Here is a 23,054-nt window from a genome sequence, read left to right on the forward strand (position 1 = left end):
CGATGCCGATCGACACCAGCCCAACCACGCCCGGATAGATAAACGCGGTGAGAATTTTGCCGCGCAGGTTGTTGCGTTCCTCGATGTAATCGGCGAGCCGTTCCATCACTTGCGCCAGATCGCCAGATTCTTCACCCGCCGCAATCAATGCCCGGTAAATCTCCGGAAAGTCTCGCGGCCGTGCGGCCAAGGACTCCGCCAGACGCATGCCGCTGCGCACATCCGCACGTACGGCGCTGAGCGTGTGGGCGATGTGCTTTTTCTCGGCCTGCTCTACCGTGGCACTCAGCGCCGCTTCCAGCGGCAGACTCGCGCCGAGCAGACTCGCCAGTTGCCGCGTGGCCCAGGCCAGGTCGTTGTCCGAGAGTTTGGCGCTGAACAATCCACCGCCGCCGTGCTGGGCGACGTTGCTTTCCTTGTGCACCGACAACGCGGTCAACCCGCGCCCGCGTAATGTTGTGAACGCGGCGCTCTGGCTGTCCGCTTCCAGATGTCCGGATTCGATCTTGCCGGTCGCGTCGGCGGCTTCAAAACGATAGCGATTCATCAGGCGTCCCGTGTCACACGCAAGATTTCTTCGGGCGCGGTGGCGCCGCTGCGGATCCAGCGTTCACCGTCCTCACGCAGGCTGAACATCCCGGCCTTGGCGGCTGATGCGCGCAGAGCCTGCTCCCCTGCCCCTTGGTGGATCAGTGTGCGGATATCGTCGTCGATGCAGAACAATTCATGGATGCCGGTGCGGCCGCTGTAGCCGGTTTGATTGCACGCCGGGCAACCGACCGGGCGCCAGGTGCCGGGCGCGGTGGGGTCTTCTTCCTTGCATTGATTGCACAGGCGCCGCACCAAGCGTTGCGCCAGCACCCCGAGCATCGACGAGGCCAGCAGAAACGGCTCGACGCCCATGTCGATCAAACGGTTGACCGCCGACACCGCGTCGTTGGTGTGTAGCGTCGCCAGCACCAAGTGACCGGTCAGCGATGCTTGCACGGCAATTTGCGCAGTTTCGAGATCGCGGATTTCACCGATCATGATGATGTCCGGGTCTTGGCGCAGAATTGCCCGCAGTGCGAGGGCGAAGGTCATGTCGATCTTGGCGTTAACCTGAATCTGACTGATGCCCGGCAAGTCGTATTCCACCGGGTCTTCGACGGTGAGGATGTTGCTGGTACTCGCATCCAGCCGCGCCAGTGCCGCGTAGAGGCTGGTAGTTTTACCGCTGCCGGTCGGCCCGGTGACCAAAACGATGCCGTGGGGCTGGCGGATCAGGTGGTCGAGTTTGGCCAATACCTGCGCGTCCATGCCCAGCGTTTCCAGATGCAGACGCCCAGCCTGTTTGTCGAGCAAGCGCATCACCACGCGCTCGCCATGCCCCGTCGGCACGGTTGAAACACGAATATCGATCGGCCGCCCGGCCACGCGCAAGGCGATGCGACCGTCCTGCGGCAGGCGTTTTTCGGCAATGTCGAGTTGCGCCATGATCTTGATCCGCGACACCAGCGCACCGTGTAACGCTTTGCGCGGCGAGACCACGTCACGCAGGGTGCCGTCGACGCGGTAGCGCACCACGGAATGGGTTTCGAACGGTTCGATGTGAATGTCGCTGGCCTCATCGCGCGCCGCTTGGGTGAGCAAGGCGTTGATCATGCGGATCACCGGCGCGCCGTCCTGGGTGTCGAGCAGGTCGGTGATTTCCGGTATGTCCTGCATCAGACGATCAAGGTCGACTTCGTTTTCCGCAGCCCCAACCACCGCCGCTGCACTACCGGTGTCGGCGTAGGCAGCGGCGAGCAAGCCATCGAGTTCGTCATCGCGCACCCGCTGAATCGTGGTCGCGCCAAACTGCCGCCGCGCCTCGCTGATCGACCAGCCCGGCGTTGACGGGCACACCGTCAGCACGCCATCGCACAACAGAATCCGCTGCGCCTTGGCCCAGGCGTAGGGCAGCGAACTCATTGGATGGGCACCGCTTTGATCGTCGCGCGTGGCCCTGAGGCAGGCATAACCGCCGGCACACCCTGCGCCGCCGTCGGCAACTGCGGCGCCTGCATGTCCGGCATCGCCCAACTGCGTTCCGGCTGCAAACCACCCTGGGCGCGGCGCATGAAGTCGTAGCGATTGAGAGTAATGCTGCGCCCCGCTTCGCTGTCGCGGATGATGTACGGGCGCAGGAACACCATCAGGTTGGTCTTGGTGATCGCCCGGCGTTCATTGCGAAACAGCGCGCCAATCCCCGGCAGACTGCCCAGCCATGGCACCGCGTCATTGCTCTGGCTGTAACCGTCCTGCAGCAATCCGCCGAGCACCATAATCTGCCCGTCATCCAGCAGGATGCTGGTGTCGATCGCGCGTTTGTTGGTGACGATCCCCGCCGATGTCGAACTGGCCGAAGCCCGCTCATCAATGCTGCTGACTTCCTGATAGATATCGAGCTTGACCGTGCCGCCCTCAGAAATCTGCGGGCGCACATTGAGCTTCAGGCCAACCTCTTCCCGGGTCACGGTCTGGAACGGGTTGTTGCTGGTGCCGCCACCGCCAGTCACATAACTGCCGCTGACAAACGGAATGGTCTGGCCGACAAAAATACTCGCCGCTTCGTTGTCGAGGGTCAGCAGGTTCGGCGTCGACAGCACGTTGGTGCCGCCCTTGCTCTTCAAGGCCCGGGCCAGCACTTTCAGGTCGAGAATCTTGCCGATCCCGGGAATGTCGACGGTGCCGTTGACGTAACCCAGGTTCAAACCCTGCGGCAGCACGTCGATGCTGGTTTTGCCGTTGGTGTTGAGTCCCGAACCACCCAGATTCGCGCCACCGATCACGCCGTTGCCGCCAAGATTGCCCGTCTGCCATTGCACACCAAACTCACTGGCATCGTCCTCACCGACTTCGACGATCAGACTTTCGATCACCACTTGCGCACGACGCTGGTCGAGAAGATCGATGACTTCGCGCAGGTTGCGATACAGCGGCTCCGGCGCAGAAATCAGCAAGGTGTTGGTGGTCGCGTCAGCCTGAATGGTCACGCCGCCGGCACTGAAGGCGACGTTCTGTTCGCTCGCCTGATTACCGCTGCTACTGGTGCCGCCACTGCCTTGTGCGTAACTGCCACCGGTACTGCCGCTGCTATTGCTGGTCGATGTCGTGCCGCTGGTTTGCGTACCGCTCTGGCCGCTCTGCCCAGCATTGCCGCCAGTACTTGCACCCATCGCACTAAGCACCGAACGCGCACTGTCACTGCTGCCGCTGTCACTCTCTCCCGTGAGCAACCCGCGCAAGGCCTGCGCCAGTTTCGCCGCCTGCGCATTACGCAGATAAACCACATGCAGATTGCTCGGATTGCTCTGCGCGTTATCCAGTTTGTAAATCAGATTACGCGCCAGCTCCGTACGCTCCGGGCTACCCGCGCGAATGATGATGGTGTTGGAACGCGGGTCACCAATCACCGCGATTTTCTGCGTCGGATCATTGCCCGGCGCATCGAGTAAATCCGCGACCATCGGCGCAATGTCGGCAGCGATACCGTTCTGAATCTGCACCACATCCGTATCGATCGCGCTCGGCGAATCAATGCTCGCGATCAATTGCGCAACACGCGTCAGGTTCTCGGCGTAATCGGTGATGACGATGGTGTTGTTGCCCGGATAGGCGTTGATCGGATTGTTCGGCGAAACAATTGGCCGCAGCACCGGAATCAGGTTCACCGCGTTCTCGTATTGCAGACGAAACGTGCGGGTGAGCATGCCGTTACCGGCCGGTTTGTCAGCGCTGTAAATCGGCCCGCCCAGCAACTTCGCATCCGCCTCCGGCACCACCTGCGCCACACCGCCGACATCAACCACACTGAAACCCTGCATACGCAACGCCGCCAACAACATGTCGTAAGCCTGCCGCGCCGGCACCTGACCTTCCGAGACCAGCGTCAACGTGCCCTTGACCCGAGGGTCGACCAAAAACTGCTGGCCGGTCGACCGCGACAACGCCCGGACCACCGCTTGAATATCGGCGTCGACAAAATTCAGCGTCACCGGTTGATCGCCCAAAGGATTGCTTGGCAAGGCAATGCCCGATGGCGCCGCACCACTGCGCGCACTCTTGCTGATGTTGTGCAATGGCTTCGGCGCCGGTCGCGCCTGAGCCTGCGCACGCTCGCGGTCGAGTACCGCGTCGCCGCTGCGCTGAGTGTTGGCCAACGGCCGCCCCAGTTCACTGTCGACCAGCAACGGCGGCTGATTCTGTGGCGTGGTGGTGTTACTGCACGCGCTCAGTGCCAACAACAGAAACGGCGCGGCCGTACGTACATAATTGGAACCTGACCACTTCATGAAGCTTCCTTAGCGCCCAGCGCCTGATCCATGCGAACGGTTCCCGACAGAGTGCCTGCCGTATCATCGACCTTGACCTCACTTGCACGCTGCAAACGAGCCTCGACCACTTCAAGTGAAAACTGCACGGGGTGGATTAACAGCCAACTGATGACGGCATCAGCGGGCGCATCCTCGAACGTCAACTGCCAAGCGGTGCCAATTGCCTGCAGTTGGTAGTGACCAAGCAGCCCGCTGCCATCGAGAGATTGCTGCAATGACCGCTCGAAGTTTTGTCCGATGGGCGCTGTTGCCACCTCGCGCAACAACAGATCCAGCGCCTCGGCCTGGCCACGCAACTTCGGCGTTTCGGTCTGCCAATGTTGAATTTTTTTCAGCGGTGGCTGGACGAGCAGCAGCCAGATCAGCACGCCCCCCAACATCAATGCGGTGCCCGCGACCAGGCGTTTTTCGCGCAAGGTCAGCGGCGCCCAATGCCGATGAATCTGTGCTCGCAGCAGCAGCCAGCAAGCCCGATAGATCGCCAGTAGATTATTCATCGTCGCTGTCCATGACGGCATCGTCCTCAACCGCTGCCGGCTCAACCTGCGGGCTGAAAATCCACACGTTGTCTTCGCGTCTGGCGACCAACCCTGCCTGCGTCAGCGCTCCCGGCAAAGCGCCGTCGGCGGGTGCCTGCGCAGTATCGGCAGCCAACTCCAACTGCAAACGTCCCTGCTCAAAGGTCATGTGCTGGACGCTGCCTGCCATAAACGGCAGCGCGCTCGCGGCGTGTTGCACCAGGTAGGCAAACCCGTGATTCGCGTCGGCCGTCACACCACTGTGCCGGGCTGCCAATTGCTGGCGAGCCTGCTGCAACGGATTGAGGATCACCGGTAACTCTGGAAAAGCCTGCTTCACCCGCTGGCTCATTTGCGCCTTGAGCTGTTCGCCCTCGGTCACTTCACGGGCCGCGTAAAGGTTCAGCCCCGACACCCAGATCGCGATCGCCAAGGCACAACAAAAGACGGCCTTGCCCCAACCGCGAGCGGGGCCGGCAGCCTTGCCGACGCCTGCATGCAACCCCCATCCCGGCGCGACGCCACACCAGCGCTGCTCCGCAGGTCGTGGTTCGACGACTGTTGCAGGAGCATCCGCGCCGATCCACTGCAAGCCGCGACCACTGGTGACGAGTTCATCCAGACGCTCCTGCGCCAAGGGTTCTACCGAAGCCTGCGCACGGCTGAAGCGCAGCAGCAATTGCCCGTCCAATACACACGCGCTGACCTGCCCCTGCGCTGGCACCGGCAACGCATAAGGCGCTGGGTAAAGGCCTCGCAGCTTCAATCGGTGCTGAGTCAATAACTGCCCGAAACGATCCAGAGATGCCTGCGCGAGCCAGGCCAGCGACACTTGTCCTGAGACCTCACGAGCACTGTGTGCAACGTACATCTGTTCAGTGCCACCCAGAATCAGCGCCTGCGCGGCACACTTCACCGCCGCCTCGATCTTCACTGGCGCCAGCGGTGGCAGATGCAAACTGGTCAGTACACTGTCCGCCGGATGCAGAAAAAACTCGACGGGCTGTAACGGCCACTCCTGTTCAATCAGCAACAGCGTACTGACACCGGTCTGACTGACCTGGTCGTGCCGATCCAGGCGCGCAAATTCAACCTCAGAGTCTGAGGTCAAACCCGCCAGCGGCGGCAAGGCGACTCGCAGGCGCGTCATACGCCGAGCCTCGACCAGACCACTTTCGGCATCTCGTCGGCGGGTCGATGCAGCAGCGCATCCAGGCTGACGCGGCGCTGGTCCCGACGCGCGTGTCCGCGCAGCAGAAACCAATCGCTGCTGATGCCGACGTTCAGTCCGTCGACGGTCAGATGCGGCAAGTGCAGACGGTTAACGAAGTCCCCGCGATTGATGAACCACTGGCCACGATCGCGCTCTCCCACCACGGCCCTGGCCTGCGCGAGCGATAACCCCGGTACCACCGCCACCAATACCTCGGCGCTGGCGGTATTACCGTTGACCCAGGTCTTGGCCGGAATCAGGCTGACATACTGATTCAAGCGCCCAAGCAGCTCCTCGTTCATGCCTTCGAGGCCACGTAAATCATCAAGGCTGCGCAACATCGGCTGAGTGGCCGGCAAGGGCCTTTGGCGCGCACTCGGCGACGTCGCGCGGACGCCGTCGAACCCCGTCTGCGCCATACTCTGCCCGGCGGCTTGAGGGTCGGGCATTCTCGGGTAGGAAGCAATGACTCGCTGGCTGATGCGCTGGCTGAGGGCAGCATCGATTCCGATCATTTCGCAGAGGCGTTCGAAGCTGCGCAACTGTCCGCCATCGACGCGTTCATTGCTGAGTAAATTGCGTAAATTGAACTTGCCCTGCTGATCCTCGATGCGCCCCTCGAAACCGCTCCCCGGCGAACTCAACAAATGGCTTTTGACAGGCTGCGCCCAAGGTTGATCGAGCCGGGTCAGCGCGTCCTGTTGACGCGTGTCCCTGAGCAATTGCCGACTGAGCTCCAGCCCCGCCAACAGCGCGGCAGCGCCCTGCACGCGAGACTGTTCCGCTTCAAGAGAACGGGTAAAAACGCTCTGCCGGGTGAGCATGCCAGCGGCGATCACCGCGACCACAGCGGCAATCAGCAAGGCGCTGATAATGGCCATGCCGCGCTGCTTCTGCGCCTGTGGCGAGGATGATTTCATGGACGCTCTCAGAGCTGCCAGGAACCGATATCGGCATTGACGCCGTCGCCGTCGGGTTGGCCGTCTGCGCCGAGGGAGAAGATGTCGATCTCACCGTTCGCGCCAGGATTCAGATAGTTGTAAGGACGACCCCACGGGTCGTTGGGCAAGCGCTCCAGATAAGAGCGCCAGTTGCTGTTCTTCGCATCCGCCGGACGCTCCACCAACACCTTGAGCCCCTGATTCAGCGTCGGGTAAGTGCCGTGGTCGAGGCGGTAGAGTTTGAGTGCCTGCATCAGGCCGGCGATGTCTTGTTTTGCCGCAGTGGCTCGGGCCTGATCAGGTCGGTCGAGCACCTTGGGCACGACCATCGCCGCCAGAATGCCGAGGATGACCACCACCACCATGATCTCGATCAGGGTGAAACCCTGCTGACCTCGACGGCCTGCGGACTGAGATTTGACGCGCGCGAAATCCATTTCAACCTTCCTTGGCATGATTACATTCGGCGCGCAGTGTAACAAAAGCCAGTCATCGTACAACAATCATTAACGCACTGTTTTTCTGCACATTCGCCAAAGGACGGGTGTTATTCTGCGGGCCGGTTTCAACCGCAGAGACAAGCATGGAAGCGTTGCGCAAGGAGCGAGGTTTCACCCTCATCGAGGTTCTGGTGGCCTTGGCGATCATCGCCGTGGCCATGTCTGCGGCCGTTCGCGTTGCGGGTCTGATGACCCAGAGCAATGGCCTGTTGCGCGATCGCTCGATCGCTTTGCTGGCGGCGCAAACCCGGCTCGCCGAATTGCGCCTGGAGGAAGATTTTTCCCCAGGACTGAAAACCTTCGAGTGTGATCAAGGTCGCCTGCAACTGCGCTGTGACCAACGCATGACCCCGAGCACCGATGGACGACTGCTGCGCGTGACGCTGCTGGTTTCCGATCGTGAACGTCAGGCACCGCCCCTGGCGCGACTCGAAACCTTACTCGGCCGGCCACAGGAAAAGCGCCAATGACACAGCTCAGGGTCGAGTCAACCGAGGCAGCGACGGGGAGTCTGGCAGCGTGCTGACTTTTAATCGGCTCTGTTCTGCGCCACGCTCGATGATCACCGCATCCTGTTCAATGGCTATCACGCGCACCCCCTGGGTCAGGCGATCACCCACCAGAAAACTGCGCGGCGGACCGTCGTTGAGACTTAGGATTGCTACTGCAGCGTGCGCCCCTGCCAGCACTCCGGAAACCTTGATATCCAACGGTGCCGGCTGGTTGGAAAACCACTGCAAAGCCGCTGTGTCGGCGCGCGTCGGCAACACTTGCGGTGCCACCGCCGGAACGTGGGATTCTGCCGGCGTCAGCAATAGCGCAGACCAGAACAGTCCGCCTGCGAGTGCAGCGATCAGCGCCGCCGATTGCACAAGCTGCGTTGCGGATAAGCGAAAAGTAAATGCCAAGACCCAACCTCCCTGTTGTCCTGCGTCGCAGTCTACAGGACAACATTCGCTTTTCTATCCGGATTGATGGTTTGAATCCGCCAGGATGGATTCACAACGAAGGAACGTTGCGCTATGACCAAGGACAGACAAACAGGCTTCACCCTCATCGAATTGATGGTGGTGCTGATCATCATCGGCATCGCCAGCGCCGCCGTCAGCCTGAGTATCAAGCCTGACCCGGCGCAACTGCTGCGCAAGGACGCCAATCGCTTGATCCAGTTGCTGCAAATCGCCCATGCCGAAGCACTGGCCGATGGACGCCCGATCACTTGGCTGGCGGACAAAAACGGTTTTCGTTTCATCCGTCGCAATGAACAAGGCCCCGGCTTCGATCATTTTCTCGCCGATCCGCAACTGCGCCCTCGTCACTGGGAAACGCCATCGCTGAAGGTGCGAGTGACACCCAGGCAGCCGCTGATACTGAACGCCGAGTGGTTCGATTCACCCGTGCAACTGCAACTCTCGGACGGCCAGAACACGCTCACCGTGCAACGCACAGCCACGGGCAGATTGACCTTGGCCAACCAGCCATGAATAGCCGGCAAGAGGGTTTTACCCTGATCGAAGTGATGGTCGCGATCCTGCTCATGGCGATCGTCAGCCTGATTGCCTGGCGCGGTCTGGACAGCGTGAGCCGCGCCGACACGCATCTGCAGGCGAGCACCGAACACACCGAAGCACTGCTGCGCACGCTGCATCAACTGGAACGAGATATCGCCTTGCGCGCCAGCATCGAACTGCGCGAGCCACTGTTGAACGACAACGATGACGAACGATCCGAGCAGCCAGCGGCAATCAGCGTGCGCAGCGCCGACGACCAACGCTTTCGTCTTGACGTGATCCGCAGTGCAGCCACCTCGCAGAACGGCTTGCAACGCGTGCGCTGGTGGTTGAAAGATCAAACCCTGTACCGCGCCGCCGCCACACCACGTGATCGCTACCCGCTGCCCGCGCCGAAACAGGCAGTGGCGGTGCTCGACAGCATCAGCGATTTGCAAGTGCGCGTCTGGGAACCGCAGATGGGGTGGCGCCAGCTCAGTGGCAACCGCAAAGAAAACCCCCAAGGCCTGGAAATCCGCCTGATCCGGCAGACGCTTCAAGGCGAAGAACACTACCGCCAGGTATTGGGCCCACTGGATTAGTCTCTGGGCGATATTGCGTATTGCCCTGACACGCACAGCAACTGTAACGTCGAAAGTCAGTTACCGAGGAAATCTCATTGCACGACTCTAAACTTCTCGAAGATCTACGCGCTCGCTTCAACGCCGGAGAGCCTCTGGATTTCACTTTTTTCTGGGGACACCAGCGAAGCAAGAACGCCGTCACGGCTTCGTGCTTCAGCCAGTGGTACGAAGCCGAATTCGTTGTCGAGGGGCAACGCTACCCGACAGCCGAACACTTCATGATGGCCGAGAAGGCAGCGTTGTTCGACGATCAGGAAATTCGTGCACAAGTGCTGCAGGCCCCGACCCCGAACGCCGCCAAAGCCCTCGGCCGCAAGGTGCTCGGGTTCAACGACCAACGCTGGCTGCAACACCGATACGACATCGTCGTCCGGGCAAACCAAGCCAAGTTCTCCCAAAACCCGGAACTGAACGAATTCCTGATGCGCACTGGATCTCGGGTCATTGTCGAAGCGAGCCCGGTTGATGACATTTGGGGAATTGGGCTCGCGCAAGATCACGCGGATGTGAACGATCCGAATCTGTGGAAAGGCCTGAATCTTCTGGGGTTTGCACTGATGCAGGTGCGGGACGGCAGGGTTGGATCGTCCTGAGTTTTATCGGCGGTGGCGTCAGAAACGAAAAATCCTTGGCGTGCGCCAAGGCTTTTCCAAGGGGGTTTTACAGCGCTTTAGGTTGCACTACCCGCAAGTCATAAATTGCAGGTGTATTGATATTCGAAGGGAAGAATACTGTATCGACCACCAATGAAAATGGCGCGTCGATCAGTAGAAAGGGAATCAACTTGCCTTTGGATGTACCGACCAACCACGAGCCAAAGGGGCACGTACTAAAAAGGCCAATACAGAATGCATTGGCCTTTTTAAATAAAATAAACGACCGGAACAGAGTGACTCTGATAGTCGCTCAGTGGCACCTCCTGTTTGTGCGCACCCCAAGTTCCACCAACTTTATTGATTTATAGCACCAGAAAAATCCGCCAACAGCACAGCCAGCAAAGTTAAATCGAACGAAAGCTATTGGAAGATGGGACCATCGTCATCCCGCACGAATAGAAACGCTAAGAAACACGCAACCATTCTTAGTTCGTGAACGTGTCCTTTGGATATTGAGTACCGATGGGATCACCGAGAGAGTTTGTCGGGTCCAGCGACCGTCCTCCCGCCGGAACAAACCTGAGTTGGAGGGAACCGTCATTGTCATCAAGGCCATCGAACGTGTCATTGATCATCATCCATACATCCTCACCACCCCTGAACGCCCCTCGCAGACCCAGCGCCTCTGGCAATCCATTCTCACCGACTCTAAATATTGCCTGCCCCACTATTGCCTTCTCACCGCTATAAGGATACTTCTTGTCCCCCTTATCAATGTTCATAACGTAGTAGTTGGCCTTGCCTACACCATATCCTTTAGCATCACAGGCTCTGGCGTTTAGCAACACCTCATCATCCAAAAAATAGAACTTTGCCTGCAGCAAAAAAACTATAGTTTGATATTTCCTGGCGTCAAAGATACTTACGGCCTATATATTTCTATATAACAGACTTAAAAAGTAACATCAGCACTATAGCGCTATTTCGAAAGTGCTAAGTTGTAGAGCAAGAGATTTGATTGGCGCCCTCACAGACGCGACACTCTAGAGGCAATGTCGTCTAGCATCGGGAGTAATGGCTTTCATCGACATCTAGCATGCATTGGTGCATTCGTGCGTATACGACAGCATGATCCCCATGCAGCCCGACGTCGCAGCCTTTGGCTGAGTGCGCATCGAGGGCAATCAATTCGCGAGGACTGCCACTGACCATCTTGAGGAGAGAAACGGGATGCCCCCTCAAAAATCCCCAAGCATGAAAAAGCCCAACCTTTTCAGATTGGGCTAAGTCATTGAAAAATATGGTCGGGACGGAGTGATTCGAACACTCGACCCCTAGCACCCCATGCTGTGGACTGTACGCGCCTAACTAATTGTTCTGTATGGACAAATACTTGTTTAGAGGGTAGCAAAACATCCATTTTTTTGTGCTTATGCAAACGAAAACACGCGGCCTACAGAGGGGGTTTTGCGCACTAACCGTGATCATATAAGCTGGGGCTGATACCTTAAGCAGTAGCCAATTAATAGCAGGATGCTTACCCATGAATAGGCAGGTTGTTTCCCGTCGAATACTACTGCTTCTCGCCATGGGCATGGTGAGTGAAGCAGCCTTTGCAAGAGGTGGCGGCCGGGGCGGTCGAGGTGGAAGAGGTGGGCGTGGAGGCGGTGCGGGAGGATTTGGAGTTCTCTTATTTATTGGTGGAGTCTTTGGCTGTTTTTGGCTCTACGGCAAAATATTCGGGCGGAAAAACAACCCTTCTCCGCCCTATTCCGCACCAACTCCCCGCACGGCCACGCCGCCATTGCAGGTAAACAGGATAACGCCGGAAAAGCCCCCCACTGCTGAATGGGAAAAGTTGGGGCTGTGCCCTTCATGTGGGAGCGCCATGACGACCCGCACAGCAAAAAGAGGCCGGTACGCCGGCCGCGCATTTTATGGCCGCACAGCATATCCCCATTGCACCGGCACACGAAAAAAGCCGCTCCCTGGCTGATCAGGCAGCCACCATGTCAAGGTGGCCACAAAATAGACGCAAGCTATTGTTCCATAAGGAATACACACCGTTTCAGGTTACCTTCAAAGAACAAAGACCAGCCCATAAGAATCAATAACTTAACGTTGTATATTCCTACAGTGTTAGCTCAGTTTCTGCCCGTAACAGAAAGGAGGACTTTTGACCAGATACCCGAACGACCTTCCACATTGTGCTGGCATTCGGCTTTTTCTGGGACTTCTAGCCTCTGACATTGATCGAAGTCCACAAGTATTTTTACGCCAGATTGGTACAAGTCGAAGCTAATCTTTACAAGTAATAAGAAGACGATGAAATACACCAAGTACAGTCCCTTGCCCATTGCCTAGCGCTCCTCAAATAAAACGGAGAGGCTACCTGAAAAATGCAATGCTTACTAAGGCGAAATGATGGCGATCCGTGGTAAGTCCTTTCTTTTATGCTGACCTACTGATAGGCAATTTCTGGTGTCGAGGCCTGGGATGCTCCATAAGAATCTATAAAGTCCTTTTAAATCAAGGTCTTGCCCACAAAATCAGCCATGAAAAACACCCCAATTTGCGACTGTTCAGAACCCAATAAACATTGGTCTAAACGGTTGCGTTTTGGGGAGAATTCCAAGCAGCAAACCCCGCCTACGGCGTCCTGCCGATCTAACACATTCCTTATTTTTGAAGTGCTTTCACATACGACTGACACGCCTGCAACGCAATCAATCCCCGGTCGCCGGTGTCGGTGTCGGTGTCGGTGTCGGTGTCGGTGTCGGTGATGGCGATAATTCGTTGAGCATGCGCTGGGTCAAGTCGGGCGCGTACGGCTGCATGATCCACGTCGCCGGCGCCGGCAGTGGTTGGCACGTCGCAGCTTTTGGCAACGTCGGCCGCGTCGAGGAGGACTGACAGCCGCAAATCAGCAGTGGCAAGGCGATCACGCAGGCGATCTTGGTCACGTTGGGCATCAGTCATTTTCCTGAAGTGAGTTTGCTCGCTGGCCGAAAGCCGCTGCTCGAGCGCCAATCGCTTATCTTGCTCGGCCAACTGCGCGGTTGCGGCGGCCTGGGTCAGTTGCTTAAGGTTTTCTGCATGCAGCTTTGCCTGATCGGCAAGCTGCTGCCCATAGCGCCAATCCTGAAACTGCCAGGCGCTGCCGATACCATCCGATAATCCCTTTCTTAAAATCGAAAAACCTCCAATGGCATAGCGCCAAATAAGCCAGGCGCATAATTCGGTGGGGCACCGCGACTTACCTGGGCACGGACGGGGCCGTCACATACATCGTCTTACTAAGCTCATGGTTGGCGAAGGACAGTGGCAGCTACATTGACAGCATTATGTCTTTTAGCCACTAATACAAATAGATGGAAATCATCAATGGCCACCGGCTCTGCGATCAAGAAGATCACAAGGGAACCCACATGACATCGCTTACCAAGGTAAAGGCCCCCAAGGGTTCACTTAAGACTCTACTGGAGCAATGGACGGCGATGGTGGAGCGTTACGCGGCGATCCATAAGTATGTCGATAACTGCTGGTGGTACAACGAGCGTGCCACTCTTAGCTCGCTGGCCGGCGCCGCCTGGTCCATGGAAAACTGGGTGGCCTTGGAGGAGTTCTCCACGGGCAAGCGCCACAAAGTCAAAGCAGATGGCGTGGAATCGGGCGACCTGCGCCCGGGACGATGTGATCTCTATGTCACCAATCGCAAGGTTTGCTTCGGTTTCGAGGCCAAGCAAGCTTGGCAACGGGTTGGGCCACGCTCCAACCCGACACGTAATGTGCACAAGGGCTTGCAGGCTGCCTGGGAGGACAGCGGACATCTGGCTAACGATACAGACCAACGTTTCGCCGCCACCTTCATCGTGCCTTCGCTGCCACTAAACGCCGTCACCGACGAATTAGGGAATGTGGACCCGGAACAAGTCATGGCGCTGCTAAATACCTGGCTAGAGGGGCAGCGGGGATTTGTACGCCCCGGAGGCAAAGAAACCAGTTATGCCTACACCTTTCCACACCTCGGTCATGAAGGCTTCATTTCCGGCCCCAGGTATTACCCCGGTGTGGTGCTGGTGCTCGAAGAGAGGTTCAGGGCGGCTAAGTTGTTGGATGGGGAGAACTGAGTTTCGGTGCAATGCAACGTTGCCGGATTAGCATCTTTGGTACGGGATCGCCTGACACCATGACCTGCCTCGCTCATTCGATACATACGCCTTGATCAGCGCCCAAACATTACTCCACCTCAGTATCTAATTGTATCGACACGACTAACGCTCGACGATAATGTAAAGGCGATGCATGAAAATCAACGACCCGCATGTGAGGTGCAACGGACACCAATGTCTTTATCCGTTCCACAGGAACTGAGACGTAGACCTAGAGCAATCGACCATTTGCGCTCATCGAGCCAATACTTGGAGTAACAGTTTCTTTGGGGATAAAGGCAACCCCTTCCACCAATTGAATCTCTATCTCCGGATACTTAAATTCCTCCGGACAAACCACAGTACCTTTGAAAATGAGGACAGCGAATTCTTGGATAGCGTCCTCCCCAGACGATACTTCGCGTCGGGTAGCCATTCGAAATGACCACGAAAAGTCCCAAGAAGTAATCTTCGCTTGGTACCATTTAAGAGTATATGGTGAAAGAGTCTGAGCACGCCTAGCACTTTTACCTCGACCGTTGTTAGGCTTTACCATATCCACCTCCCTACAGGGCCGAGTGTCGAGCCAGACAAGAAAACCTTCACTAAACTCGACAATAAAAGCCTAGACCTACCCAGTAAACTACACACTACGCATAGTTCTACTTTCTTTACACGAGAGTGGTTATACCTCCGGCCCTCTATAAATACATCCACTTGTACATGTCTCGTGAATACGTATTGCGGATAGCTCTGGAAGCAATGGCTTTAGCTCCTGCCAAACCCAAACGGCTAAAACCTCGCTTGTCGGATTTTCCAGTCCGGGAATTTCATTAAGATAATTGTGATCTAAGCGTTCATACAGAGGCGCGAAAATTTCCTTTATCTCGGAAAAATCCCTGACCCAACCCGACGCTCTATCAACAGGGCCATCAATATGAATTGCAATACGAAAGGAATGACCATGCAGACGCCCACATTTGTGCCCTTCTGGAACATTGGGCAGTCGATGAGCGGCCTCAAAAACGAACTCTTTAAAAATCTCCACTGATTCCTCCCGTATCTCACGCGACAAAAAACAAAACAGCTAGACTAAACCTTCCAAGACTCAAGATCGACGCATAAGGTTTCAAACAAAAACTCTACAACTTTGGCTCGTCCCTCACCCAGCGCTGATGCAATGGTGATCACGGAAACCAAAATGGAGTTAACAGTGTGCAAATCGGTTACATCACTCAAACAATTCAATATTTCTGCGAATTTCCCCAACATAGCAGTTTGGGAAAAGTTTAATGCCTGCACCACATGGGTAGATGGCGTCAGGTAGAGAATATTCGCACGCGTCCGCAAACCGTAGGCTTCAGTCAGCATGCCATACCCTTCAGAAGGGAAAGCTTCGTCCTGCCCTGCAAGCCTCCTCAATGCCTCCTGAAAAGCCATTGATAGATGAAGAATTACTTCTGAGAACTCTTTTACACTGGCGTCACTGGCCAGGGCTGGAGACAGATCCGATGAAACCAAAGTAGGCATATTGCCTCCTAAATAATAGTAATTAACCCTGTTAGCTAGGTACGAGTTCCGAACTTCGAACCACCCTGGTCAAATGATCAGTCAAAAGATGAATATCACCATGTAAATTCTGAACTCCATTCCATGGCCGGTTGCCTGTTTTAAAGGACCACTCTCCCGAATCGAGCGTCCAAGCTGTATATCCTTGTAGCTTTCTAAGGCCTAACTTGAATACTGGGGCCAGTGGCGCTCCTGTAGCACACAACTGCTCCATGACGAACCCCATGGAAATAATCCCCGCGCTATGGACGAGACGAGAGCTTTTAGGTGTGTGACCATGCCAAGCATTTCCAAACACCTCCTGGACCGCCTGGAAAAACTCACTGATGGCCAAGAAACACCGATCCTCACCTCCCGACAACTCAATCACCTCCCGACAGTAACCGTCAGATAGGGAATTCATTACCAGTTTCTGGAGCGACGTATCACCGATGACCCCTGAGGGATTGGTATGCTGCTTAATCTGTCCTTGCAAAGAAGATCGATCGTCATAATTCAGCATTTCCACGATGCGGGCTGCGCGGGCGCGGGAAGTCATTCTGAATGGAAGGCCGCTGACAGACGGGAGCAGTTCATATACCAGCGACTTCGGTAATGGACTGGTGTTGTTGACGAGAATGAATTGCCGGCGAAGCTCTTCCTGATTTTCACACACAAGAGCAGACACCAGTAGCTGGAACGAACTCCCCTCGAGCCCAGCTAACGCAGATAGGCGCTGCTGACCATCCACAACGAACCCAGGAGGGCCGGATGAAATATCCACCTCAATTTCTGCATAGGCTCCATTTCCTTCCACCACCCGGACTCCACTGGTAAACGCTAACACCACAGCATTAGGCATTACCGCATCGGGACGGGAGAGGTAGTCGCGGATCTCTCGTATGTGCTTGGACACCTGTGGCCGCTGAAAGCCATGAAGGGCGCCACGATCATCACGCTTGACTCGGTCGATGCTAGCGATCGCCAAAATCTGCTCAACGGTAGCCGCAAACGATACCACTTGGTGGGTTGGGCTCTGTAACGCCTTGATTGCGCTGAACTTAAGCAATGAGTCTCTTCCTTCATCGAACGGCCCCCCAGAAAGAGGGGTAGCAGCAGTATTGAGGCTCTTATACCAACCCTTCCGCATAAAAACTAGCCTAAGCGCATTGGCCCATACAGTTATTAAATGGTAAATTGTCAGCCTCAGATAAATGCAACACCCGTCAAAACAGGTCTACAGTTTTCCCATGAGAACCGTCATCATCACCAACTGCACCAATCGAAAACGTCTCGACGGCCTGCCGCCGGTGGTACTGAACGACGAGTGTTATTCATCGATTGCAGCCATGGCAAAGGCGTGGAAGGGGCAAATAGACGAACGTCCCACCACTCTGATGGCATCTTCACTTTACGTGGGCAGAAGCGTTTCTGACGCGAGGCGCGTAGCAACGAAGTTGAACGCGAAGCTAATGTTTGCGTCGACCGGCTTAGGGTTGATTGAAGGCGATCAGAGATGTCCACCGTACAACCTGACGGTGGCTCAGGATCCGAATTCTATCATCCCACGTCTCGAAAAATTGGGTGTGCGCGCATCAGATTGGTGGGAAGCCGTGAATGTCACCCAATCAAAGGGAAGCGCCCTAGCGGACCTCGTCAGCCAACCCGACATCGACTTGGTGCTCATTGCCCTCTCTTCAAACTATGTCCAGTTGATAGGCGAAGACCTTGGAAAAATCAGGGACACGCAGATCGACAAGCTCAGAATATTCACTTCGCGCCCAGGCATCGAGATGCTTCCCAGCCATTTACGCCCCATCGCGATGCCGTATGACGAACGCCTTGAAACCTCAACACTACCAGGCACTCGCAACGATTTCCCTCAGAGAGCCCTGCGTCATTTCATTGAGATTCTTGAACTGTCGAGTGCTCCTGCTGAGATCGCTCGAAAGAGCGTCAGCGCGGCGATGGATCTTTTATCCCTAGCAAAAACGACCATCCGGCGGCGCGCATCGGACAGTGAAATTGCCTACATGCTTGAGTGTGTGTGGGCTGACTACCAAGGCAGTTCGACCCGATTGTTACGCTACTTAAGGGACGAGGCCCTGGTGTCGTGCGAGCAATCGCGCTTTCGGAGGATCTGGCAGGACATCAAAGGTCAAGACAGCATAGAGAGCAAAGCATGACGAGCGAAGATGCGATTGTGGTGCGTGCACTACGCACCACGCAAGGCGACAACCTTGATGTGTATGCATTATTCATCAGGGGATCTGACCTGGTCCGAATTGCCGACATCAGCCGCCTGTCGCGCGAAGACAGCAGTCCCCTCAAGGGTTTTCAGCGCCCCGAGATTAAGAGTCATGTCAAAGGGATCACTGAGTACCTCAATCAGGGAAATGTACTTTTTCCCAATGCAATTATCTTAGCGCTGTCTCCTGACCTGCGTTTTGTTGCAGCACGCGGAAGTAAGCCGACAGGCGATGCGGGGCTTTCGCAAGCGGGTACGCTGACGATCCCTATCAGGGAGGAAGGAATGAGGTCTGCCTGGATCGTGGACGGGCAACAGCGCTCATTGGCGCTGGCGAAAGCGGCCAATTCGGATCTTCCTGTGCCAGTGATCGGTTTTGTATCCGACAGCCTGACCACCCAGCGCGAGCAATTTATTTTGGTCAACAAGGCCAAACCCTTGCCCACTCGACTGATCAACGAACTACTGCCGGAGACAGGCAGCATCCTTTTGCCCCGCGAACTGAGTGCTCGCAAGGCACCAGCTGAGTTGTGCGGGCTTCTTAGCCGCGATCCCAACTCCCCTTTCCACAAACTCATAAAGCGGTCGTCCGAGCAAAATAGCAAAGCGGTGATCACTGACACCGCTGTAATAACGATGATCCGCAATAGCATCAGTAATCCGTTGGGGGCGTTGGCTCCCTACACCTCCAGCATCGACGGTGCGGCGAACGTTGAGTCCATGTACCACCTACTGACGACCTTTTGGCGAGCGGTGCGTGATACGTTTCCAAAGGCGTGGGCACTTGAATCGAAGAACAGTCGACTTATGCACTCAGCGGGAATCATCGCCATGGGCGTGCTCATGGATCGGATCTACGCCAAGATCGGTGGTCAGCGCGAAACCTACGAAGCCGTGTTACAAGAACTGGCCAGAGTAGCCCCTTACTGCGCATGGACATCAGGTCAGTGGCCGATGATTAATGTCCAGTGGAATGAAATCCAAAGCACCCCTCAAGATATCAAGGCGCTGCAAGAAACCTTGATCCGCCTCTATATGACCAGCGCTCACCAATGAAATTTTTATACGCCGACACCCAAGACTACGTAGACCCGGATTACGATTTCATCAACGATCGAAATGCGCCGGGCCGGAAGAGATACTGGGATGACCAGTATGCGCACGAAATGATGACCCCCGTCCCTTATGATGGGCTCTTGGTCTCGATGAGCGCAGTGCGACCTGCAAATGGCGTCGCTAATTCAAAGGTTCGGTACTCGACTTCCGAGCAGCAGCGCTTCTTGAGAGAAGGCGCACGCAAATTTCTACGACTCGATGGCATTCAGTTCAAAGATACGATGGTCCTAGGGGACTGCGGGGCTTTTGCCTATGTAGAACACCCTACCCCTGCGTATAGCCCAAGCGAAGTAGTAGAGTTCTACTCGGATGCGGGATTCACCCATGGCTGCTCGCCAGACCACATCATATTCAACTGTGACTCCAGCAATCCGCCAGCGCTGAGCCAGTCGGAGGATGTGCTGTTTCGGTATGAAATCACGCTCAAAAATGCGCAAGAGTTTCTGCGTCTAGTGAAGGAGGCGGAGTGGCCCTTCGAACCCCTGGGCGCGGTGCAGGGTTGGTCTCCTCAAAGCATGGCGAACGCGGCAAAACAACTCGAAGACATGGGTTATCGCTACTTGGCGATCGGAGGTCTAGTACCTTTGAAAGTCGATCAAATCCATGAGGTTCTGAAAGAACTTCGAGCGGTCCTTAAGCCCGAGACAAATATTCATCTGCTGGGTTTTGCTAAAGCCGAGAACATCCATGAATTCACTGGATATGGCATTACCAGTTTTGACTCAACCTCCCCCCTTATACGCGCATTTAAAGATGCAAAGTGTAATTACTACATGGGCAACAATACAAGCAAACTGGATTACTACACAGCTATCCGCATTCCTCAGGCGATTGAAAATCCACGCCTGATGCAAGGAATAAAAAAAGGCACTCTGAGCGCAGAAGAGTTACAAATCAAAGAAAAAGCGGCCTTGCTAGCGATCCGCGACTACGATAAAAACCTGCTCGACTTTGATTCAACTTTAGCCGTGCTAGTAGACTATCTCCGACTAACTCTTTCCGGATCGATATCATCATCAATAGAAATGGAAAAAGAAATCGCCAAGCATGTCCGACTAATCTCACCCACGCTGAGAGATAAACCGTGGCAAAAATGCCAATGTTCGATTTGTCAGTCAGCGGGTATAGAAACTATTATCTTTCGAGCCAGCAATCGAAACAAAAGACGCGGATTTCATAACTTAGGCGTGTACCACCGCCACCTTCAGAAAACTCTGGAACTTTCGAAACAATGATCTATCGATTTAAGGGTGTGCGCGCCCAACAGGCCTCTGGGCATGATGTATTTTCGTTTGCGGCCACTCCAAATGAAATTTTAGATTTTTCTGAAATTGAAAGAGTCGGCCGCGACGAAGAAGGTCACCTCAAAGGCTTTCAGCGCCATCAAGTCGCGTCACACATCAGAGATATTCGTGACTATCTTCAGCGCGACGATGCATTGCTTCCTAACGCAATTATCTTGGCCTTTCTGGATGGGGTCACGATCAAAGACCTCGGAGAGGGTATTGTAGAAATCGTTATTGATACAGCCGAATCCAAACCAGGCTTCGTGGTCGATGGACAGCAACGACTGAGTGCCCTTGCGACGATGGAAAAACCTGGATTCCAGGTATTTGTATCTGCATTGATTTGTAAAGACTATAACGAACTGCGGCAGCAGTTTGTGCTCGTTAACAATACGAGGCCACTGCCAAAATCGCTGATCTATGAGCTTTTACCTACTGTTGACGGCCTGCCAGAACGGTTCACGAGTCGTAAATTTGCTGCTCGCATTATTGATTTGTTGAATTTTCTGCCGAACTCCTCTCTATTTGGCGAGATCAAGCAACATACGAATCCTAGAGGAGTACTAAGCGACATGGCGATGCAGAAGTTCGTGATGAACTCTGCTAATGATGGCGCGATTCGTAGCTTCATGAAGTTTGATGACTTTGAGGGGCGCAGCATCGAACTCATCAACAACTTCTTCCATGCAGTGCGTGTAGTTTTCAAATCGGAATGGGAAGGACTAGCGCCCAGGAATTCACGCTTGAAGCACGGGGCGGGCCTGGTTTCTTTGAGCTTCGTTATGGAGTTGCTTTACTCCGATCAAGGCACAACCAGCAAGGAAGGTTTCATCAAAGGTCTAAAACTTTTGAAACCTCATACGGCATGGACAAGTGGCGATTGGCACATTTCTGAAACCGACCGCCGCCCCTGGAATGGTATCCAGAACACGCCCACTGATATCGGATTGCTCACTAAGTACCTGACCGAAAAACTCAAGCAAGAACTGAAACGGCGCTAAGTCAGACCCAGTTCCGAGGAGAGCAGCATGCACACCAAAGCCTTAGTTCTTTTTTCAGGCGGACAAGATTCAACCACCTGCCTTGCCTGGGCGCTGGAACGTTACGAGCACGTCGAGACCATTGGCTTTGATTATGGCCAGAGGCATCGAATCGAACTCGAATGTCGGCTGAATATCTTGCAGGAGATACGTAACAGATTTCCGAACTGGGCCAAGCGGCTAGGTGAGGACCACGTGCTCGATCTCAAATTACTTGGCCAAATTAGCGATACGGCGATGACCGCTGAGAAAACCATAGAATTTGAAAAGAACGGACTTCCCAATACGTTCGTACCCGGGAGGAATCTACTGTTTTTGACGTTCGCAGCCACGATTGCCTACAGACGGGATCTCACCCTGCTAGTCGGGGGAATGTGCGAAACCGACTACTCAGGCTACCCAGACTGCCGGGACAACACCCTCAAAGCCACCCAGGTGGCCCTGAGCCTCGGGATGGACGCTCCAGTGATCATTGAAACGCCCTTGATGTGGCTCAACAAAGCTCAGACCTGGCGCTTGGCTGAAAACCTAGGCGGTCAAGATTTTGTTAGCCTGATTCAAGAAGAGTCCCACACCTGCTACCTCGGGACCCGACAGCAGAAACATGAATGGGGCTACGGGTGTGGAACGTGCCCAGCCTGCGAACTGCGCAAAACTGGATATGAGCAGTACATTCAAGAACGAGATTGATGATGGTTCAGCGGTGGCGGATCAGTGCACTCGCCACCTATTTGAATCAGATGAGTAAACAAAATGACTTACAGCATCAAAGAAATGTTTTACACCCTTCAAGGGGAAGGCAACCAAGCGGGTCGACCCGCGGTATTCTGCCGATTTTCAGGATGTAACCTCTGGTCGGGACGGGAACAGGACAGGGCTAACGCGATTTGTACATTCTGCGACACCGACTTCGTCGGAACAGATGGTCAAGGTGGGGATAAATTCAAAAATGCTGAAGCTCTCGCCCATGCCATAGATTCATTTTGGCCTATCTCACATCAAGATCATAAGTACGTGGTATTGACCGGAGGAGAACCGCTGCTTCAAGTCGACGAAGCATTGATATTTGCTCTGCATAAATTAGACTTTGTGATTGCCGTAGAGACCAACGGCACAATTACACCACCTCCCGGAATCGACTGGATTTGTGTTAGCCCGAAATCAAGCACTCAAATAAAAATCACCCAAGGTGATGAACTGAAGCTTGTTTTCCCGCAAATCGACTCTATGCCGAATGATTATGAGAGTCTAAACTTTCAACATTTTTACCTTCAGCCAATGGATGGCCCAAACGCCAAAGAACACACAGAAGCAACTATCAATTATTGCAAAAGCAACCCTAGGTGGCGCCTTAGCTTACAACAACACAAAATATTAATGATACCCTAAATAACTTTAGAAAACA

The 23,054-nt window shown here is 55.1% G+C and carries 25 protein-coding genes; 11 read left to right on the forward strand and 14 right to left on the reverse strand.

Annotation, left to right across the window (positions count from 1 at the left end; all coding sequences use genetic code 11):
* The 7 genes from ACW9IR_RS05185 to gspG all read right to left on the reverse strand — a co-directional run.
* Positions 1–547 (reverse strand): type II secretion system F family protein (locus ACW9IR_RS05185; RefSeq protein WP_457462019.1); only part of this gene is annotated, 547 nt, incomplete at its 3' end.
* The gene (gspE, locus tag ACW9IR_RS05190; protein ID WP_457462021.1) at positions 547–1,953 is read right to left on the reverse strand and encodes a type II secretion system ATPase GspE; all 1,407 of its coding nucleotides are present in this window, start codon (positions 1,951–1,953) and stop codon (positions 547–549) included. The genes gspE and ACW9IR_RS05185, both read right to left, overlap by 1 nt.
* The gene (gene gspD, locus ACW9IR_RS05195) at positions 1,950–4,316 is read right to left on the reverse strand and encodes a type II secretion system secretin GspD (RefSeq protein ID WP_457462023.1); all 2,367 of its coding nucleotides are present in this window, start codon (positions 4,314–4,316) and stop codon (positions 1,950–1,952) included. Before gspD ends, gspE begins: the two co-directional genes overlap by 4 nt.
* Positions 4,313–4,855, reverse strand: coding sequence for a type II secretion system protein GspM (gene gspM / locus ACW9IR_RS05200; RefSeq protein ID WP_102901203.1), 543 nt, complete (start codon positions 4,853–4,855; stop codon positions 4,313–4,315). The genes gspD and gspM overlap by 4 nt, the downstream gene beginning before the upstream one ends.
* On the reverse strand, positions 4,848–6,026 hold the full coding sequence (gspL, locus tag ACW9IR_RS05205; RefSeq protein ID WP_102901204.1) for a type II secretion system protein GspL: 1,179 nt from the start codon (positions 6,024–6,026) through the stop codon (positions 4,848–4,850). Before gspL ends, gspM begins: the two co-directional genes overlap by 8 nt.
* Entirely contained in the window at positions 6,023–7,009 is a 987-nt protein-coding gene (gene gspK, locus ACW9IR_RS05210; protein WP_102901205.1) for a type II secretion system minor pseudopilin GspK, read from the reverse strand. The genes gspL and gspK overlap by 4 nt, the downstream gene beginning before the upstream one ends.
* A gap of 8 nt (positions 7,010–7,017) precedes the next feature.
* Complete coding sequence (gene gspG, locus ACW9IR_RS05215; protein ID WP_016984958.1) at positions 7,018–7,467, reverse strand: type II secretion system major pseudopilin GspG; 450 nt, start codon at positions 7,465–7,467, stop codon at positions 7,018–7,020.
* Positions 7,468–7,613: 146 nt separating this feature from the next.
* Between gspG and gspI the strand changes: the two genes are divergently transcribed.
* The gene (gene gspI, locus ACW9IR_RS05220; protein ID WP_102901206.1) at positions 7,614–8,000 is read left to right on the forward strand and encodes a type II secretion system minor pseudopilin GspI; all 387 of its coding nucleotides are present in this window, start codon (positions 7,614–7,616) and stop codon (positions 7,998–8,000) included.
* 6 nt (positions 8,001–8,006) lie between these two features.
* Here gspI and ACW9IR_RS05225 read toward each other — a convergent pair whose 3' ends face one another.
* Positions 8,007–8,438: a type II secretion system protein N gene (locus ACW9IR_RS05225; RefSeq protein WP_102901207.1), complete on the reverse strand. Its 432-nt coding sequence runs from the start codon at positions 8,436–8,438 to the stop codon at positions 8,007–8,009.
* 114 nt (positions 8,439–8,552) lie between these two features.
* Between ACW9IR_RS05225 and ACW9IR_RS05230 the strand changes: the two genes are divergently transcribed.
* From ACW9IR_RS05230 to ACW9IR_RS05240, 3 genes are all read left to right on the forward strand, one after another.
* Positions 8,553–9,014: a GspH/FimT family pseudopilin gene (locus ACW9IR_RS05230; protein WP_102901208.1), complete on the forward strand. Its 462-nt coding sequence runs from the start codon at positions 8,553–8,555 to the stop codon at positions 9,012–9,014.
* Complete coding sequence (locus ACW9IR_RS05235; RefSeq protein WP_102901209.1) at positions 9,011–9,622, forward strand: PulJ/GspJ family protein; 612 nt, start codon at positions 9,011–9,013, stop codon at positions 9,620–9,622. The genes ACW9IR_RS05230 and ACW9IR_RS05235 overlap by 4 nt, the downstream gene beginning before the upstream one ends.
* A gap of 77 nt (positions 9,623–9,699) precedes the next feature.
* The gene (locus ACW9IR_RS05240; RefSeq protein WP_457462027.1) at positions 9,700–10,257 is read left to right on the forward strand and encodes an NADAR family protein; all 558 of its coding nucleotides are present in this window, start codon (positions 9,700–9,702) and stop codon (positions 10,255–10,257) included.
* A 67-nt stretch (positions 10,258–10,324) separates the two neighbouring features.
* Here the strand turns inward: ACW9IR_RS05240 and ACW9IR_RS05245 are convergent, their stop codons facing one another.
* The 3 genes from ACW9IR_RS05245 to ACW9IR_RS05255 form a co-directional block, all read right to left on the reverse strand.
* The gene (locus ACW9IR_RS05245) at positions 10,325–10,471 is read right to left on the reverse strand and encodes a YceK/YidQ family lipoprotein (RefSeq protein WP_457462029.1); all 147 of its coding nucleotides are present in this window, start codon (positions 10,469–10,471) and stop codon (positions 10,325–10,327) included.
* A 274-nt stretch (positions 10,472–10,745) separates the two neighbouring features.
* Entirely contained in the window at positions 10,746–11,120 is a 375-nt protein-coding gene (locus tag ACW9IR_RS05250; RefSeq protein ID WP_457462031.1) for a hypothetical protein, read from the reverse strand.
* A gap of 1,819 nt (positions 11,121–12,939) precedes the next feature.
* Complete coding sequence (locus tag ACW9IR_RS05255; RefSeq protein WP_457462099.1) at positions 12,940–13,467, reverse strand: lysis protein; 528 nt, start codon at positions 13,465–13,467, stop codon at positions 12,940–12,942.
* A gap of 164 nt (positions 13,468–13,631) precedes the next feature.
* On the opposite strand from ACW9IR_RS05255, the gene ACW9IR_RS05260 reads away from it, so the two are divergent.
* The gene (locus ACW9IR_RS05260; RefSeq protein WP_152980978.1) at positions 13,632–14,390 is read left to right on the forward strand and encodes a hypothetical protein; all 759 of its coding nucleotides are present in this window, start codon (positions 13,632–13,634) and stop codon (positions 14,388–14,390) included.
* 706 nt (positions 14,391–15,096) lie between these two features.
* Here the strand turns inward: ACW9IR_RS05260 and queD are convergent.
* From queD to dbpB (ACW9IR_RS05275), 3 genes are read right to left on the reverse strand one after another with little or no spacing between them, the layout of a single operon-like run.
* Positions 15,097–15,459, reverse strand: coding sequence for a 6-carboxytetrahydropterin synthase QueD (gene queD / locus ACW9IR_RS05265; RefSeq protein ID WP_240889938.1), 363 nt, complete (start codon positions 15,457–15,459; stop codon positions 15,097–15,099).
* A 44-nt stretch (positions 15,460–15,503) separates the two neighbouring features.
* On the reverse strand, positions 15,504–15,941 hold the full coding sequence (locus ACW9IR_RS05270) for a hypothetical protein (RefSeq protein WP_457462034.1): 438 nt from the start codon (positions 15,939–15,941) through the stop codon (positions 15,504–15,506).
* A 31-nt stretch (positions 15,942–15,972) separates the two neighbouring features.
* On the reverse strand, positions 15,973–17,028 hold the full coding sequence (dbpB, locus tag ACW9IR_RS05275; RefSeq protein WP_095974524.1) for a DGQHR domain-containing protein DpdB: 1,056 nt from the start codon (positions 17,026–17,028) through the stop codon (positions 15,973–15,975).
* 181 nt (positions 17,029–17,209) lie between these two features.
* Here dbpB (ACW9IR_RS05275) and ACW9IR_RS05280 point away from each other — a divergent pair, with 181 nt between their 5' ends.
* From ACW9IR_RS05280 to queE, 6 genes are all read left to right on the forward strand, one after another.
* Positions 17,210–18,145 carry a hypothetical protein gene (locus ACW9IR_RS05280; RefSeq protein ID WP_131815873.1) on the forward strand — a complete coding sequence of 312 codons (936 nt, stop codon included), beginning with the start codon at positions 17,210–17,212 and terminating at the stop codon, positions 18,143–18,145.
* Complete coding sequence (gene dbpB / locus ACW9IR_RS05285) at positions 18,142–19,263, forward strand: DGQHR domain-containing protein DpdB (RefSeq protein ID WP_457462036.1); 1,122 nt, start codon at positions 18,142–18,144, stop codon at positions 19,261–19,263. Before ACW9IR_RS05280 ends, dbpB (ACW9IR_RS05285) begins: the two co-directional genes overlap by 4 nt.
* Positions 19,260–20,558 carry a tRNA-guanine transglycosylase DpdA gene (gene dpdA, locus ACW9IR_RS05290; RefSeq protein WP_102623977.1) on the forward strand — a complete coding sequence of 433 codons (1,299 nt, stop codon included), beginning with the start codon at positions 19,260–19,262 and terminating at the stop codon, positions 20,556–20,558. The genes dbpB (ACW9IR_RS05285) and dpdA overlap by 4 nt, the downstream gene beginning before the upstream one ends.
* Positions 20,555–21,610, forward strand: coding sequence for a DGQHR domain-containing protein DpdB (gene dbpB / locus ACW9IR_RS05295; protein WP_111756471.1), 1,056 nt, complete (start codon positions 20,555–20,557; stop codon positions 21,608–21,610). The genes dpdA and dbpB (ACW9IR_RS05295) overlap by 4 nt, the downstream gene beginning before the upstream one ends.
* A gap of 27 nt (positions 21,611–21,637) precedes the next feature.
* Positions 21,638–22,339: a 7-cyano-7-deazaguanine synthase QueC gene (queC, locus tag ACW9IR_RS05300; RefSeq protein ID WP_457462039.1), complete on the forward strand. Its 702-nt coding sequence runs from the start codon at positions 21,638–21,640 to the stop codon at positions 22,337–22,339.
* Between the two features lie 63 nt (positions 22,340–22,402).
* Positions 22,403–23,038 (forward strand): 7-carboxy-7-deazaguanine synthase, encoded by a 636-nt coding sequence (gene queE, locus ACW9IR_RS05305; protein WP_457462041.1) that lies wholly within the window; start codon positions 22,403–22,405, stop codon positions 23,036–23,038.
* Positions 23,039–23,054: the final 16 nt, after the last annotated feature.

The sequence above is a fragment of the Pseudomonas sp. SDT291_1_S447 genome, from assembly GCF_054070155.1.

Coding starts and splice junctions, on each gene's coding strand:
- ACW9IR_RS05260 (WP_152980978.1), top strand. CDS start 13,632: ATGGAAATCATCAATGGCCACCGGCTCTGCGATCAAGAAGATCACAAG.
- dbpB (WP_111756471.1), top strand. CDS start 20,555: ATGATCTATCGATTTAAGGGTGTGCGCGCCCAACAGGCCTCTGGGCAT.
- dbpB (WP_457462036.1), top strand. CDS start 18,142: ATGACGAGCGAAGATGCGATTGTGGTGCGTGCACTACGCACCACGCAA.
- gspI (WP_102901206.1), top strand. CDS start 7,614: ATGGAAGCGTTGCGCAAGGAGCGAGGTTTCACCCTCATCGAGGTTCTG.
- ACW9IR_RS05230 (WP_102901208.1), top strand. CDS start 8,553: ATGACCAAGGACAGACAAACAGGCTTCACCCTCATCGAATTGATGGTG.
- ACW9IR_RS05270 (WP_457462034.1), bottom strand. CDS start 15,941: ATGCCTACTTTGGTTTCATCGGATCTGTCTCCAGCCCTGGCCAGTGAC.
- dpdA (WP_102623977.1), top strand. CDS start 19,260: ATGAAATTTTTATACGCCGACACCCAAGACTACGTAGACCCGGATTAC.
- gspK (WP_102901205.1), bottom strand. CDS start 7,009: ATGAAATCATCCTCGCCACAGGCGCAGAAGCAGCGCGGCATGGCCATT.
- ACW9IR_RS05235 (WP_102901209.1), top strand. CDS start 9,011: ATGAATAGCCGGCAAGAGGGTTTTACCCTGATCGAAGTGATGGTCGCG.
- ACW9IR_RS05280 (WP_131815873.1), top strand. CDS start 17,210: ATGAGAACCGTCATCATCACCAACTGCACCAATCGAAAACGTCTCGAC.
- gspE (WP_457462021.1), bottom strand. CDS start 1,953: ATGAGTTCGCTGCCCTACGCCTGGGCCAAGGCGCAGCGGATTCTGTTG.
- gspM (WP_102901203.1), bottom strand. CDS start 4,855: ATGAATAATCTACTGGCGATCTATCGGGCTTGCTGGCTGCTGCTGCGA.
- gspG (WP_016984958.1), bottom strand. CDS start 7,467: ATGGATTTCGCGCGCGTCAAATCTCAGTCCGCAGGCCGTCGAGGTCAG.
- queE (WP_457462041.1), top strand. CDS start 22,403: ATGACTTACAGCATCAAAGAAATGTTTTACACCCTTCAAGGGGAAGGC.
- queC (WP_457462039.1), top strand. CDS start 21,638: ATGCACACCAAAGCCTTAGTTCTTTTTTCAGGCGGACAAGATTCAACC.
- gspD (WP_457462023.1), bottom strand. CDS start 4,316: ATGAAGTGGTCAGGTTCCAATTATGTACGTACGGCCGCGCCGTTTCTG.
- gspL (WP_102901204.1), bottom strand. CDS start 6,026: ATGACGCGCCTGCGAGTCGCCTTGCCGCCGCTGGCGGGTTTGACCTCA.